This window comes from Jeotgalibacillus terrae (assembly GCF_016908195.1).
GTDB lineage: Bacteria > Bacillota > Bacilli > Bacillales > Jeotgalibacillaceae > Jeotgalibacillus > Jeotgalibacillus terrae.
Map to the genome: position 1 here is coordinate 170,471 of NZ_JAFBDK010000003.1, position 14,908 is coordinate 185,378.

Here is a 14,908-nt window from a genome sequence, read left to right on the forward strand (position 1 = left end):
CTAGATGACCTCATTTTTCAAAAACTCTCATCCAACATTTTCACAAATGGATAAATGCTTTCCTCAGTGTTAGATAACACATGTGTTTGAACCTTCGTCACCATATTCACGGAAGAATGCATTCTCACGCCGGGATCGAAACCCATCACGAAATACTTCAATATTTCTTCCTCTTTCATCGAGATCCAGACGCCGTATCCATAATAAATATTGTTCTGATTAAGCACGTGCGGCGTAAGCAAAATCTTTCTGAAGTCTTCTCTTAAGATCTCATCATTAAACAGACTGTCCCAAAATTTTTTCAGGTCATTTACCGTTGTGAAAGCTCCTCCATCCGGTCCTCCTTTAATCGGAAGTGAATAAATATTTGTCTTCCAGTGATCTTCATCATCTATATATCCAAGCGCCGTCCGCTCAGGCAGCTGATCCATTCTAAAGTATCCGGAGTCAGTCATTCCTGCAGGTTTGAAAATATGATCTTCTACATAATCCGTAAAAGACATCCCTGTCAGCTCTTCAACAATCAGTCCGAGGAGAATGAATCCGGAGTTGTTATAAGAAAACTCAGCTCCCGGTTCGAACTTCATTTTTTCATGCTGGAACAGCGGTAAGAAGTCTGAAGCTGATTGCATACGATACATCGGCCGGTCTTTCCAGATATCTTCAAAATCATCTGTTTCACTTTCATCAAAATAATCGGGTATTCCTGATGTGTGCGTTAACAAGTGGTGCACAGTAATGTCATCACTGAAATGAGGAAACGGAATCGTCAGCAGATCTTTCAATCGTGTGTCAAACGTCAACCGCCCTTCCTCTGCCAACTGACAAATGGCTACGGAAGTGAAAATCTTACAGCCTGAGGCTATTCCGAACCTTGTGTCTGCAGAATTAGGAATGCGGTCACTCCGGTTTGCTTTTCCATAGCCATTTTTAATGATTACTTCATGACCCTGCTGAACTAAAGCCGCTCCTGTGAAGTTCATATTGGATATCACCTTTTGTAATGCTTCAAAACTACTCATCTAGCAGTTCCCCTTGCTATCTTTTTTTCATTATAAACATTGATCTATTGTTATTTCATTTATGTAAGTAAATACTTACCTTATCTTACACTATATTCTATACTGAGTATCTTCTATAATGGATATATCAAGAAATTCTACGGAGGTAATCTAAATTGGAAAAGTCTATTTGCATCACTTGCGGCACACAATACCCGCCATCTTCACAGCAGCCTGAATGCTGTGTGATCTGCGAGGAAGAAAGACAGTACGTCCATCCGGATGGACAGCAGTGGACGACTTTAGAAGACATGCAGTTATCAGGGACTTACACAAACGAATTCATTGATGAGCAAAGCGGGCTCCAAAGTATCACCACTCAGCCGTCTTTCGGGATTGGTCAGACTGCCTATCTGATAGAAGAACGGGGTTTCAGGCTGTTATGGGATTGTATTGCTTACATAGATGAGAAGACGGTGAATGATATAAAAGAAGAGGGCGGAATTGATGCGATCGCTTTGTCTCACCCTCATTATTATACGACTCAGGTGGAATGGGCTGAGGCATTCGAGTGTCCGATTTACATACATGAAGATGACAGGCAGTGGGTGCAGCGGCCAAGTGACCGGATTATTTTTTGGAGTGGTGAATCACTGCAGATCTCGGAAGGATTGGTGCTTTACAGACTTGGCGGGCACTTCGATGGAGGAGCTGTCTTACACTGGTCAAAGCAATCTGACAATGATGCAGTTCTGCTTACCGGGGATATTATTCAGGTTGCGGCAGCCCGGGAATGGGTCAGTTTCATGTACAGCTACCCAAACATGATTCCGCTCCCTGCAAAAGCAGTGAAAACTATAGCGGAGAAGCTGAAGCCACTGGCGTTTGGCGAACTGTATAATGCTTTTCATAGAGAAGTTTCAGGTCCGGCGGATGCTGCCGTGCAGAAGTCAGCGGAGAGATATATTGCGGCATTGGAAGGGCGATTGTTTTAGTTAAGTGCTGGTGAGGAGGAAAGCTATTTTTCCCTTTCCTCCTCTTCTGCCGCATAGGTCTCAGCCTGATCTAAAGGGTCTGCAGATGCATCATATCCGGATTCATCATATCGGCGGTCAGGATGCCCTAACATATAAGAATACTTATGCAGACGAACCTGCCTAATCACCAGTGCTGCAAAACAGCCGGCTAATGCGATGTATAGTAGAGGCTGATAACTAAAGTAGAGACCTAGTAGAAGTAAGATCGCTGATGGAATACCAATGATCGCTTGCAGTTGTTTCAATGGTTGTCACTCCTTTAAAAGAAAATATACATAAGAAGGAGAGATCTAATAAAAAAACCGTTGTCCTTCAAAAAACTTTATACTATTGATACGGAGCGAAACGGTTTATGTTTCATTGTATTGTCACGCCCTGTGATGTGAATATCTTTATGTACCAGACGCATTAATCAATAATTTTGCAGATCATTGACACTCAAAGCAAAAACCAGTGACGGAGGTTACAACATGCAAAAAGCGATTAAAGATAAAAACTTCAGTGTGCTTATGGGAATTATTACAGCTCTTGGTATCATGTCTTATATTGTGATCAGTCACGATATTGTTTTTTATGTAATGATTACAGCCATTTGGAGTGGAGCACTCATATATGACCGTGATCGAAAGAAGCATATTTGGCACTATACAGCTTCTTACCTTCTATTGATGCTCTTCTTTTATCTTTTACTAAGCTTCTGATCTAGCGCTCTTGTGATGATGCTATCAGTCATCGCCATTTGCTGCCCGAACTCATTACTCTACCAATGTGACTGAAGCTTATTACCGTTCGGATCGTAGAAGTTGAAAAAAGCATGGCCCTTATCTTCCTGCATATCCTCCACCTTCACGCCGTGATTAATAAGATGCTGATGAAACGCTTCTAACTCAGGAACTGCAAATCCAAGGATGAAGGCAGCTTCATTACCGATTGTAAAATGTACAAACGTATCCTCATCAGCAGGGACCAGCGTGATTAGGAATGGCCCATCATTCATTTTAAAAATCGCAAATGGATCCTCAGTGATTGTTAATAATTCGAGACCCAGCACATCTTTGTACCACTGTGCAGACTGCTCCAGATCTCTGACAGGAATTCTAACGTAGTGCAGATGTTCAATGAATGATTTGCTCAATGCTGATCTCTCCTTTATTTAAACATTACAGATCCCTTTTTTAGCGTAATATAATAACTTTTAGTGCTTATTATTCTCTGATGATTTTCCATGAACCACTATGTAATTGATAACAGGTGTAGAATGTCCGTGCCATTCATAATCAATATCATATAAATTCGCTTTATCAATTAAATTCCAAGTATTTTCATTTTCCACTATAAACTCTTCTCCATCAATCATAATGAAGTAACTATCCTTCTCTTGTATCTTTTCATCAATTTGTACGGCAACGATCTTATCAGTATGAATACGTGTATAGTTACCAATTAGTACAATCGATGAAATAATGATAATTAAAGATAATGACCATTTGATTGCACTTTTCATAAAATAGCCCCCATTCCCAGACACATTGTTATCAGAAAAGTATCTTTTTATTAAAAATGCTTCTTAATCAGTGTTGATCTCTCCTTTCTATTTTTACAAGCAGTTCTCCATTCCTTTCTTGATTAAAGTAGGCTGCCCCGTTAGTAAAAAGTCTCCAATTTGGTGTGCTATACACCAAACTGTCTTAAATGATGGTCAAGGTGCTTATAAATTCCTTTTCCCCATTGCTCGGAAGTAAGTTTTCCGAAAAAAGGATGTGGGTGATTTGCACAATTCTGAGGACCGTTATTTTGAAATTCTATAATTTTTTGTTTTAACTCTTCTTTTTCTGTATCAAATTCTTTTTCATCTACAATCAAAATTGCAGGGATTGTTGACATGTTTTGGGGTAATGGCTTGTCATTATAAAAAATTGGTTTCACAAACCTCCCAATTACTCTCCCTAACAAACCTCTCGATGGAAAAGTGTTTCCCATTGCGATGTCTTGAAAGGATGAACAATGTGCCAGCATTTTTGCAACATCCATTTGGCCCCATTGCGGTTTAGAATTTGGGCTTAAATTGTTGATTCTGTTTAAAATTTCTTCTGCGTGAGATGGATTAAAAATATTCTTCATTTTTGTACCCCCTATGCATGTTTGTTACCACCCATAACCCATATCCCTAATTAATTGTTCAACTATACTTCTCCGTTGAAAAATTCCCTGTCCTAGACACACTTATGAATAGAATGTTCAAAATCATATTAAGGGAGATGGCCACTATTCAATTAAAGCATTCGTTAGTTTAAGTGAAATCTTTCATTTTAATGACAATCCTTCACAACAAAAAAGTATTTCAAACGTATATCTCTTCTGTATACCATTTAGGTTTTAACTCACTAAAGTAGTCATGATCTTCTAAAAAAGTGTAAACTTTATCTAACATATCATTTAAGTTGTCTGGAACAGTTTTCAAGGTCCATATTACAGTAGAGAAAACACACATTGCCAGATATAGTGAATACAGTCTCCAAAAATATTCATCTGGTTCAGTATGATTGAGATATCCCCGTATTTGTCCAATTGAAAAAGGAATGCTTACTTCCCGACTGAAGATACCGATTTTAAGAAATTCATGAAAAGGATCGCCCCAATCATACCGGTTAAAATCTATCACTCCCGCGAATTTTTTATTATTTACAATAATATTTCCAACATGAAAATCATCATGTTGAAACACGTTCGGCCGCTCCTTCATGAGGTGTATATTTTCTTCAATGAAGTTCATGATTTTATCATCATTTTTAACTCTAATTCCACACGCTAAATAAGAATCAATATAATTCTTGTGTTTTTCCTCTTTCCTTGAATGCCAGCAAGAGACATGATTAGGAGCCGCAAATTGATGGATTTTCCTCAATTCTTGTCCAGCTTCATAGCCAATATTATATTGTTCTTGTTCTGAGTATTTTCCGAGTTCTTCCCCGGCATCTTTACCCTCGATGTATGATGTGATCATGTACCCCCGATTCCCAGCCTGGCCTATAGCAATCGGCTGTGAACAAGTAACGTTATATTCCTGCATCTTTTCCAGAATCGAATATTCTTTCTTTTTTGATTCAAATTCTTCTAACTTAAAAGTTCTAAGAAGTAACTTTTTGTTGCCATCATTAGTATGTATGAGATATTTTTCATCTGTGGAAAACCCTTTTTTAATTTGAATAACGTCTTTATAATTGCTTAATGCAGGAATCTGCTTTAATAGTGTTTCAATCATTTTCTCACCTCTTTTCGATAGATTTATATTTCATCTTTCACTAGCCTGTTCCGTTAGTTAAGTAAGATCAGGTCACCCTTTAATCGCTTTAATAATCATAGTTGTCGGAAATCTCCTTGCTTTGGATAAAGAATAATAACGATCGGATACCTCTTCACTTACTGCGTCCAGCGTTGCTGAAACTTCACTTTCAATGACGGACTCAATTGTAAATCCCGCTCTTATTAACTCATTTATATACGTTGCCATCTTTCTTTTTGGAATGACAACTGGAGCCTCTTCGCCCTTAAAGTTCGGATATTTGGTTACCCCTTCATTCTGATATGAACCTTCAAGATAAATTTGACCATTCTCGCTTTTCAAATGAGGATATAGAGGATGATCCCAACTAAATATAAAGGAACCACCTGGCTTCAAATACGAATGGATAAGTTCAAACGTAGCTGAAAGGTTTGTGGTCCAGCCAATAGCATAAATAGAATAAACTACATCAAAATATTGCTTAGGTATTCCAATATCATCCTCCATTGGTGAGCAGAACAAATTGGCATCTAAACCCTCAAGCGTTTCTTTTGCTGTTTTTAATTGAGCTTCTGATAAGTCAATGCCCCATAGTTCACTTGCACTCTTATCTGCCATGTACCTCAATGAATGACCGCTTCCACAACCAATATCAAGAACTTTTTTATTTTTTATATCATCAAATAGTCGTAACTCATCTTCGGTTTGTGCGTAGGGACCATAACTAGGTAATGCATCCTTCCCATTAAAATAGTGAGCTACTTTATCCCAGCTTTTTTTATTTTGTTTCAGAATATCCGTAGACAATCTAATTCCCCCATCTATAAGTTTATTTGTTACGAGCGTTCTTTAATATGTAAGAGTAAGTTTGAAAGCTTTTATCGAACAATTGCTCCCGTTAGTTTAATAAATCGTAAACTTTTTCTGCTGAATTTTTTGAAAGGCTGTAGATGGTATGAGTATCATTTACATTCATAATTGTTCCTTGTTCCTCCCTTATCCAAAGATAATAGGATTCTTCACCAATTTGAACTTGGTATTCCGGGTCAGCTATATCAACGATGCCTGGTTCTTTTTTGGCGTTATTGAATGCTTTAACAACAAGACTAACCTCTTCAGAGTCTGTATAAGAAGTCAATGAGTCCTCTTTGATGGCCGAGAAGCTCTCCATTTCATAAACGTCAATTTTTTTAATATCATCAGATGAACATCCAGTAGCAAAAAACATAGAAAAAACGACAAACGAAATGAATATAGTTATCTTTTTCACCGAATCCCTCCTAATGAAAAAATCAATGACCTAAAGCAATGTCTTCAACCTTTGAACATCTGTAAGTTTCATAGTCCAACTCATAAATCCGTATAAAATTCACATCAAAAACAGGATACGGTGTCAGTTCCTTTTCCGCACTTTCTTTTAGCTGCTTTAACTTCTGTTCTGTGGTTACAGATAATGAATCAATACTACTTTTCACTTTACAAATCGTTAAGTGAGGGGTATATGCGTCAAGTTCAAAATACTGTTGGATTAACTCTGCTCCCGGGGAAATCTCATGAACTAAACTTTGATGCAATTGATGCAAGTCATCAGAGTGCACACTCATATATAAGATGTGACCCCCAAGTACTTTTGGTTGACCCAATGAGACTTTAAACGGCTTTATATTTATACAGACTTTCTTCACCTGATCGATCCACTGTTTATCGTGTCTCAATCCTCCCTGTGCTTTTACAGTGATATGCGGTTCAACACCTGATTGGGTTGTCCATTTGCTTTGAAAACGCTCAATTCGTTTCAGATAATCCTTGGGTGGAACAATCCCAATAAAGTACTCCACATTCATCGCTCACCTTTCACCATCGTATTAAACGCAGGTACTTGTTCCGCCAGCACTTTCTCCTCTGAACGCCATTCAAATGCCGGCCCGACTCCACCATACTCTAAGGCTGCTATCCAGGGCTTCTGCCATTCCCCATTTCTGATTTTCTCCACTACCCATGATGCCAACTCCCAATCTTCTGCTGTCATCGGCATACTGTCCCTTAACCGACCGTTGCCGTCTGGCTGAATCCCTGTGACATGAAGTTCTTTCAAGTGATTAACAGGAAGACTAGATATGTATTCCTTCACGTCAAAGCCGAGACTTTTTGCACTCATCTGGGCATGGGCAGTATCAAGCAGAAAGCCACAGCCTGTTTCTTTTACAATGCGCGTCAGAACTTCAGGATCAATTGCTGCACGCATCATGTTTTCACCCTGGCCTCTGCAGATCACATTCTCAACAATCACATTTTCCGCCCCGACTTCCCGATCAAGGATCTCTATATCACGCAGGATCGCATCCACCATTTTATTGATATGAGAGGGCTGTTCAGTTTCCACATCCATATCAGGATAATGTTTAGCCATTGCAACTGCATGAACATTAATATAGGGCGTCTGAGTACGGTTTTGCATGTCTCTTATCAATCCCCAATCGACTCTACCCATCTGCCCGCTCCCTGCATTTAATCCAAAATGAATATAGCTGGGCTTACTTTCCCTCGCACTCTCGATCAGTTCATCACTAAAATCCGGACATTTAAACAAATCAATGTCTATAAGAGACTGAGTCAATAACTTCTTTGCCTCAACAGAGTAATTCACAGCAACCTTCATCCAAACACCTCGTATGTATTTTTGTTCATTTGATCTCTCTATACCAATTATTTCAAATAAGCAACTGAGACACAATCTATTATTCAGAATTTTTCATTTTATCCATCCTTACTATCCCTCTGTCCCTAGTACTCTTATGAATAGTGCAGATAGACAATGATCATTTACTAAATTAGAAATTTCTCGTCTGAATCATTTTCTCGAACCAGCCTTGCATTTATCATCAAATTCATTTATTATATCGTCATACGATATATCGCAACACGATATAATGTTGAAATGTCAGGAGTGATCAATTATGAAAAATACTGAGGCCTCTTCATTCTTACCTCTTACCCATACAACCTTTTACACACTGATTGCCCTTGAACACCCTTTGCATGGCTATGGCATTATGCAGAAAGTGGAGCATGTGAGTGCGGGAGATGTCAAGATTGGGCCGGGGACGCTGTATAGTGCGCTAAGTAAGCTGGAAAAACAAAAGCTGATTAAAAAGGTGGATGGAGATTCAGGAGACAGAAGAAAGCTTTATACGTTAACCGGACTTGGACAGGACGTGATCAGGCTTGAATACCAGCGGCTGAGTCATCTTGTACAAGTAGGTAAAGATGTTATTAAAAGAATGGAGGATAACTAACATGGAGAAAAAAGTCACCAGGATTTTCTGGGCCTGGCAGGATGCAGAGGAAGAAATCTGGCTGAGAAAGATGTCAAATGAAGGATGGAAGTTAAAAAGCTATAAATCGCTTCGTTATACATTCGAACAGATCACACCAGAAGATGCCATTTACCGGCTGGATTATAAAACTACTACAAATGAAGACCTGGATGAATATATCGCGATCTATGAGGATGCCGGATGGGAACACGTCGCGCAATTTTCAGGCTGGCATTATTTCAGATCTGCTGAAAACAATTCAGCTGCCCCGGACATTTATTCTGATCAGGCGTCTAAGATCCAAAAATACAGCGGGTTATTAACTACCCTATATATCTCATTGCTCGCGCTGCTGCTTCTCTCTATCAGTGTATTTCTCAATGACAGCGAATCAGTGTTTTTTACCGCCCTCAAATGGATGTACGTCATTGTGATTGCGATTATGGTCATTGCTGTTGTAAAAGTATTGATAAAAATAAGAAGGCTTAAGGATCAGACTTTATAAGCGTGAATTAGAAAACCTCTTTATCCTCGACATATTTATGTAAATTTATATTAGGGTTCAGGAGAGAGAGGTTTTTAGATCATAAGGTCTTAAAATGAATTGATGTTGCAAATTTAACACTAAACTGTATCAAGGGAAGCGACAGTAAAAAGAAGAATGATAAAGATAACCGGTATGAAAGTAATAACTAATCCAATCAACTTATTTTCTAGAGTTAATTGTAGAATTAAACCTATAATCCAAACAACCATCAACATAAATATTCTAATGTTATTAGTGGAACCTTCTCCAATACCACTAAGACCGTAACCAATTAAAGTGTTAATCCCTACAAATAAGCCTGTAATGACGTTAATGATAATTAGGATGATTTTATTCATAATCCTCTCTCCTTTCTAAAAAAATCTTCCTGTTCTAGACACATTTATATATTTATTCATTGAACAGTCAGTATCGTGTTCAGGACAGCGAGGCTTTTAACTCATGAAACCTTGAACATAATTGATATTGCAGATAAATCCCTAATTAATTCCTTGTATGCGTGTTGGTTTTTGTATATTGCAAATCTAACTCTAACCCCAATCAAGATAAACAGCAGTATAAAGGAGGATGATAAAAATAACCGGTAGGAAAGTAACAACTAATCCAATCCATTTTTTTGTTATTGTTAATTGTAAAATTAAACCTATAACCCAAACGACCATTAATAATAATATTCTAGTGTCATTATCAAAACCTTCTTGAAAACCACTAAAAAGGTAACCAAGTACAGTGTTAATGCCTACAAATAAGCCTGTAATAACGTTAATCATGATTAGCATGATTTTATTCATGATCCTGTCTCCTTTCTTACAAAATCTTCCTGCCCTGGATTTATGAATATTTACTACAAATTCATTAAATTTCAGGTGTTATATAAAAGTACTGACTTGTTAAATCTGAATATCATTGTTAGCGAATGTTTAAAATCGTGTTGAGGAGAAATCCAATCATAGAAATGCTAAGGTATTCCTAAAGATTAATTCCGCGATTCATACTTGTTACTTCCAGGGAGGTTCTTGATTATATTCCAGGCTTCTATCGCTTCTTTACGACTTTTGCCATGATTTTTAGTGTCTGCAAAAAAGTCACGAATGAATTGATTATACTCGAATTGAGGTGCAATTTTTTTCTTGTATGATGGGTCTTCTTTGTGTTCTTCTTCCTCATGCCAAGCGATTACAACATCACGATAAGTTCTTCCGACGTTGTTTTTAAAGTAGTTTTGAATATAAGTTGAAAAATGAAATGTCGGTATGACCGTCTTAAAAAATGCTCTTACATATTGACTGCAACGATGATTTTCTGTAATGACTGTATCCAGACTTAAATCTGATTGTTGCTCTATTTTCTTGTTTGCTCTTGAACTTCTGATCGGCTTTTTTATCTCTCCTGTGAGAAGAAATGTTTCTATTCTGTCGGAAATCTCTATTTTAGAGCCAGAAGCACTTATTCCATTCTCTCTACAAAACGATTGTAATTCTTCCTTTAACCAATAGTAATCTCTAAAATTTTCTACACTAATATCGTTTGTTAGCTCAGGTCTCATAAATTACACCTCCATTTATAACTAATCCCACAATAGAACGAATGTCCCTGTTTATCCAAAGTATTAAATAGAGACATTAAAGTTTGCGAGAACAGTCTTTATTAAATTGAAAAAATTAACAACGTTTGTACCAATTATTTCAAATTTACAGTATATACACAATCTATATTTAGAAGTTTTTCACACCTATCCATAGCATTAAAAGATGGAGCAGTCTCCTCTCATAGAACACTTCCGTTTTTCATGGAAACAAAATACCAAATGTCTTAATATGTGGTAAACTTAAGTTACCTTATTGCAAAGAATAACCGTATCAACGAAAACGTAATGAATAGTAAACGATATTGTAAAATTAACTAAATATAAGAAAGGAAATGATATGATGCCAACTGGAATAATTGCCTTAATCGCCTCTGCTATATGGATCGTTTTAATTCTGGAATTTTTAAAGCCTGAAAAAACACACAACAATCGAAAAATCATTACTTTGACTTCTGCGGGTTCATTATTGACACTCGTACTAACCATTTCACTTTTCCAAAACATTAATTTTTAACAAGGTAAGTCTTGCTTTAACTAAAATACAGAATGCAACTTAATAGTAATGTTTTAGGAAAGGAGAGTTTCTAATGAGCTTTTGGACTTGGGTAGCAATAGCGATTGCATTAATCAGCAGCATTGTAGCATCTGGTGGCAAGAAAAAAGAAAAATAAGAAAATAAATGAAATTCCCCCTTTGTATAAAGGGTTTTTCGAAACTCCACAAAAGAATACATACTTTTCATTGGAGATTTATCTCATACAAAAAGCCTGTAACTGGTTAAACAATTTACAGGCTTTTTGTATTTTAATCTCAATACTACATCGTGGACATTTAATCCTCCAAATTAAAAAATTTCATTCCTAACAAACAAACTCGCCCTTCTCTACCAATCGATCCGCAATCCCGCGATTTACCTCAACCTGCCCGCCGAGAGAACTAAAACGGCTGCATGCCCGGACCGTTAAAGCGATCATCTCCTCCCGCTTCTCGCCAGTACACACATTCGCGGCAAGTACGCGTGAAATTCGCTCCGCATCCCATATCGCGCTTTCAAGATACGTTTTCGTCAGATCAACCTTCAGCGATTCCTTTTCTTCTCCATTTTTCAGCACAGCCTTATACGTTCTGGCCACAGCTGACTCTGCCGCAAACAGTGAAATCGCGAGGTCTGCAAGGTTCATGAGTGCCTCTTGCTCTTCCACTAAAGACTCGCCGTACGCTTCGTATGCAAGACCCGCATTGACCAGAAACAGATTCCTGATCGTCTCCACTGCTGCCCGTTCCTGTGCAAGGATGCCGTCCCGCTCAGAATCCGATTGACTAAGTGCTTTAACAGCCTCCTGCACTCGGGCATCCAGATCCACTTCACCCTTCATCACTTTACGGAATAAATGCGTCGGGATCAGCAGGCGGTTGATTTCATTCGTCCCTTCAAAAATCCGGTTAATTCTTGAATCACGGTACATCTGTTCAATGCCGTATTCCTGGATAAACCCGGCTCCACCGTGCAGCTGCAGTGCTTCATCCACCACATAATCGAGCGTTTCTGAGCCGAACACCTTACATACCGCACACTCCACCGCGTATTCGCCCATCTGTTTGCCGATCAGCTTATAGTCTAACGTTTCAGCTAAGTTTCCAAGCGCATCTTCGATCAGACTCGCCGTCCGGTATTGCAGGGACTCTGCAGCGTAAATGCGGCCAGCCATCCACGCCACTTTTTGCTTTGTCGCAGGGAAATCAGCAATTGCCCGTTTGAACTGCTTACGCTCTTTTACAAAACCGATCGTTTTCTTCAAGGCAGTCTTTGATACCCCTGTACCTGCAGAACCGAGGTTGAAACGTCCAAGGTTCAGTACGTTCAGCGCAATGACATGCCCTCTGCCGACCTCACCGAGTAAATTCTCAACCGGCACCTGGCAATCTTCAAAAATGACTGATCGTGTAGACGACCCTTTAATTCCCATCTTCTTTTCTTCAGGTCCAAGCGATAATCCCGGGAAGTCCTTTTCCACGATAAAAGCTGTGAAATGCTGGCCATCCACTTTTGCATACACGATAAACGTGTCTGAAAAGACTGCATTGGTAATGTAGAGTTTCGTTCCGTTTAATACGAAATGCGTTTTTTCATCATTCAGCACAGCTGTCGTCTGAGCTGCAAGTGCATCTGATCCGGCATTCGGTTCTGTTAAGCAGTACGCACCGATATATTCACCTGAAGCAAGCTTTGGCAAGTACTTCTGCTTCTGTTCTTCTGTGCCGAAGTACGTAATCGGCAAAGTCGCAATACACGTGTGATTGGAATGTGCCACCCCGTAGCCGCCACCTGAACCAATCATTTCGCCGACAATGCCCTTACTGATCTTATCGAGTCCAAGACCACCGTATTTTTCTGGAATACTATGTGCGAGCAGGCCGAGGTCTCCTGCTTTTCGCATCAGCTCAGGTACAACTTCAAATTCCTGACGCTCAATCCGCTCAGCAAATGGTGCGACTTCCTTTTCAAGAAACTGCCTGGCTGTCGCGCCAATCATCTTGTGCTCATCTGTCAGATCCTCAGGTGTGAAAATCTCTTCAGGATCAGAAGATGTATATAAATAGCTGGCTCCTTTATGTAGTACAGTCCGCTTTTCCATTTCAAAAACCTCCTCAAGTTTATTCTTCAATCACACTTGCACCGTGCACAAGCAGTGTCTTTACAAACTGATCAAAATGGACAAATCGCTTATCACTTGTCTGTCCTTTTTGATAACGGAAATAGATCTGCTGGCAGATAACTGCTAGCTTGAAATAGGCAAATGTGAGATAGAAATCCATATCAGATACGTCGCGTCCGCTTTTATTCGCATACGATTCAATGAACTCGTTTCGCGTCATGAACCCTTCGTTGACCGTCACAGATGGCTTGCCTAACCCGTGCTTCAACAGATGAGGATCATCATGCTGAATCCAGTAGCTCATCGCAGCCCCAAGATCAGCCAGCGGATCACCAACTGTGGACATTTCCCAATCGAACAGTCCAACCATTTCCTTCAGATCATCACTGAACATCGCATTATTCAATTTATAATCATAGTGAATGATAGTCGGCGCCTGGCTCTTCGGGATATGGTCCATCATCCACTTCTGCAGTCTGTCGGCCTCAGGAATGTCATCCGTCTTCGCTCGCTCATACCGACCGATCCAGCCGTGAACCTGTCTTTCCATAAAGCCGTCCGGGTTACTGATCTCAACCAGCCCTGTTTTCGTATAATCAATTGCATGCAGCTCAACCAGGCGGTCAACCATTGTCTGTGACAGTCCGCGGCAGATCTCAGGTGTCACATCCACGCCTTCTGGAAACGAGGTATCCAGTACAATTCCGCGTTTTCGTTCCATGATGAAAAACGGACTGCCAACAATGGATTCGTCATCTGAAAAGAGAAGCGGCTTTGGTGCAGGTGAAAACAGCGGCTGAAGCTCTGATAAAATCCTGAATTCACGGTTCATGTCATGTGCTTTCGGTGCAATCGGGCCGAGCGGCGGACGACGAAGCACAGCTTCCCACTCACCAATTGTCAGCTGATAGGTTAAGTTCGAATGCCCTGCCCAGAACTGCTTTAATTCAAGCGTTCCGTCCGGCAGATCCAGCTTGCGGCGGAGATAGCTTTCCAGCACACCAAGATCCAGTCCTTCGCCTTCTTTTACCGCAATCGTATCCGTCTGCTTCATACACGTCCCTCCTCCGCTACTAGATGCTGCTCAAGCTCCGTTCTCATATCATCCGGGATAGCCGAACTGACCTGATTTTCAAAATCAAAATACACTACGACTGCGGTTCCTTCTGCAATGAGTGTTCCTGTCTGCGCACAGGACACCCTGTGCTCAAGCTGAAAACTTTTCGTCCCTATCCGTGATACATAGCTTTCTACTTTTAACACCTGATCAAAATATCCCTGACTCTTAAACTCGCATTTTGTTGAGGCAAGAATGAACCGCCAGTCTTTCACGTTCATACCATAGCCAAGTGAGGCAATAAACTGCACCCGCGCTTCCTCGAAATAAATAAAATAACTTGTATTATTCACATGTCCCAACGCATCTGTCTCATAAAATCTGACTGTCACTTCATTTACATGCATGAATCTGCACCCCT

The 14,908-nt window shown here is 39.7% G+C and carries 20 protein-coding genes; 4 read left to right on the plus strand and 16 right to left on the minus strand.

From position 1 onward, the window contains the following. Positions 1-17 precede the first annotated feature (17 nt). A complete protein-coding gene (locus tag JOD21_RS04010; RefSeq protein ID WP_204728376.1) occupies positions 18-1,022 on the minus strand; it encodes a serine hydrolase domain-containing protein in 1,005 nt (334 codons plus the stop codon). A gap of 155 nt (positions 1,023-1,177) precedes the next feature. Between JOD21_RS04010 and JOD21_RS04015 the strand changes: the two genes are divergently transcribed. Beyond that, positions 1,178-1,996, plus strand: coding sequence for an MBL fold metallo-hydrolase (locus JOD21_RS04015; RefSeq protein ID WP_204728377.1), 819 nt, complete (start codon positions 1,178-1,180; stop codon positions 1,994-1,996). A 23-nt stretch (positions 1,997-2,019) separates the two neighbouring features. Here JOD21_RS04015 and JOD21_RS04020 read toward each other — a convergent pair whose 3' ends face one another. Further along, complete coding sequence (locus tag JOD21_RS04020) at positions 2,020-2,283, minus strand: hypothetical protein (RefSeq protein WP_204728378.1); 264 nt, start codon at positions 2,281-2,283, stop codon at positions 2,020-2,022. Positions 2,284-2,508: 225 nt separating this feature from the next. Here JOD21_RS04020 and JOD21_RS04025 point away from each other — a divergent pair, with 225 nt between their 5' ends. Then, a complete protein-coding gene (locus JOD21_RS04025) occupies positions 2,509-2,739 on the plus strand; it encodes a hypothetical protein (RefSeq protein ID WP_204728379.1) in 231 nt (76 codons plus the stop codon). A gap of 59 nt (positions 2,740-2,798) precedes the next feature. Here the strand turns inward: JOD21_RS04025 and JOD21_RS04030 are convergent, their stop codons facing one another. The 8 genes from JOD21_RS04030 to JOD21_RS04065 form a co-directional block, all read right to left on the minus strand. After that, positions 2,799-3,173, minus strand: a complete 375-nt coding sequence (locus JOD21_RS04030) for a VOC family protein (RefSeq protein WP_204728380.1) — start codon at positions 3,171-3,173, stop codon at positions 2,799-2,801. A 60-nt stretch (positions 3,174-3,233) separates the two neighbouring features. Then, complete coding sequence (locus tag JOD21_RS04035) at positions 3,234-3,542, minus strand: hypothetical protein (protein WP_204728381.1); 309 nt, start codon at positions 3,540-3,542, stop codon at positions 3,234-3,236. 167 nt (positions 3,543-3,709) lie between these two features. After that, a complete protein-coding gene (locus JOD21_RS04040) occupies positions 3,710-4,159 on the minus strand; it encodes a DUF1569 domain-containing protein (RefSeq protein WP_204728382.1) in 450 nt (149 codons plus the stop codon). A gap of 220 nt (positions 4,160-4,379) precedes the next feature. Next, positions 4,380-5,300, minus strand: a complete 921-nt coding sequence (locus tag JOD21_RS04045; protein ID WP_204728383.1) for an aminoglycoside phosphotransferase family protein — start codon at positions 5,298-5,300, stop codon at positions 4,380-4,382. 72 nt (positions 5,301-5,372) lie between these two features. After that, a complete protein-coding gene (locus JOD21_RS04050; protein WP_204728384.1) occupies positions 5,373-6,128 on the minus strand; it encodes a class I SAM-dependent methyltransferase in 756 nt (251 codons plus the stop codon). A gap of 91 nt (positions 6,129-6,219) precedes the next feature. Next, a complete protein-coding gene (locus JOD21_RS04055; RefSeq protein ID WP_204728385.1) occupies positions 6,220-6,591 on the minus strand; it encodes a YhfM domain-containing protein in 372 nt (123 codons plus the stop codon). Positions 6,592-6,613: 22 nt separating this feature from the next. Then, positions 6,614-7,165, minus strand: coding sequence for a 2'-5' RNA ligase family protein (locus tag JOD21_RS04060; protein WP_204728386.1), 552 nt, complete (start codon positions 7,163-7,165; stop codon positions 6,614-6,616). After that, positions 7,162-7,980: a multinuclear nonheme iron-dependent oxidase gene (locus tag JOD21_RS04065; RefSeq protein ID WP_204728387.1), complete on the minus strand. Its 819-nt coding sequence runs from the start codon at positions 7,978-7,980 to the stop codon at positions 7,162-7,164. The genes JOD21_RS04060 and JOD21_RS04065 overlap by 4 nt, the downstream gene beginning before the upstream one ends. Before the next feature lie 298 nt (positions 7,981-8,278). On the opposite strand from JOD21_RS04065, the gene JOD21_RS04070 reads away from it, so the two are divergent. After that, a complete protein-coding gene (locus tag JOD21_RS04070; RefSeq protein WP_204728388.1) occupies positions 8,279-8,617 on the plus strand; it encodes a PadR family transcriptional regulator in 339 nt (112 codons plus the stop codon). Between the two features lies 1 nt (position 8,618). Further along, entirely contained in the window at positions 8,619-9,143 is a 525-nt protein-coding gene (locus JOD21_RS04075; RefSeq protein WP_204728389.1) for a DUF2812 domain-containing protein, read from the plus strand. Positions 9,144-9,262: 119 nt separating this feature from the next. Here JOD21_RS04075 and JOD21_RS04080 read toward each other — a convergent pair whose 3' ends face one another. From JOD21_RS04080 to JOD21_RS04105, 6 genes are all read right to left on the minus strand, one after another. Continuing rightward, positions 9,263-9,523 carry a hypothetical protein gene (locus JOD21_RS04080; protein ID WP_204728390.1) on the minus strand — a complete coding sequence of 87 codons (261 nt, stop codon included), beginning with the start codon at positions 9,521-9,523 and terminating at the stop codon, positions 9,263-9,265. Positions 9,524-9,715: 192 nt separating this feature from the next. After that, positions 9,716-9,976, minus strand: coding sequence for a hypothetical protein (locus JOD21_RS04085; protein ID WP_204728391.1), 261 nt, complete (start codon positions 9,974-9,976; stop codon positions 9,716-9,718). 185 nt (positions 9,977-10,161) lie between these two features. After that, the gene (locus JOD21_RS04090) at positions 10,162-10,731 is read right to left on the minus strand and encodes a DUF6434 domain-containing protein (protein ID WP_204728392.1); all 570 of its coding nucleotides are present in this window, start codon (positions 10,729-10,731) and stop codon (positions 10,162-10,164) included. 902 nt (positions 10,732-11,633) lie between these two features. After that, a complete protein-coding gene (locus JOD21_RS04095) occupies positions 11,634-13,409 on the minus strand; it encodes an acyl-CoA dehydrogenase family protein (RefSeq protein WP_204728393.1) in 1,776 nt (591 codons plus the stop codon). Positions 13,410-13,428: 19 nt separating this feature from the next. Further along, positions 13,429-14,484, minus strand: a complete 1,056-nt coding sequence (locus JOD21_RS04100) for a phosphotransferase family protein (RefSeq protein ID WP_204728394.1) — start codon at positions 14,482-14,484, stop codon at positions 13,429-13,431. Next, a complete protein-coding gene (locus JOD21_RS04105) occupies positions 14,481-14,894 on the minus strand; it encodes an acyl-CoA thioesterase (RefSeq protein ID WP_204728395.1) in 414 nt (137 codons plus the stop codon). Before JOD21_RS04105 ends, JOD21_RS04100 begins: the two co-directional genes overlap by 4 nt. Positions 14,895-14,908 lie beyond the last annotated feature (14 nt).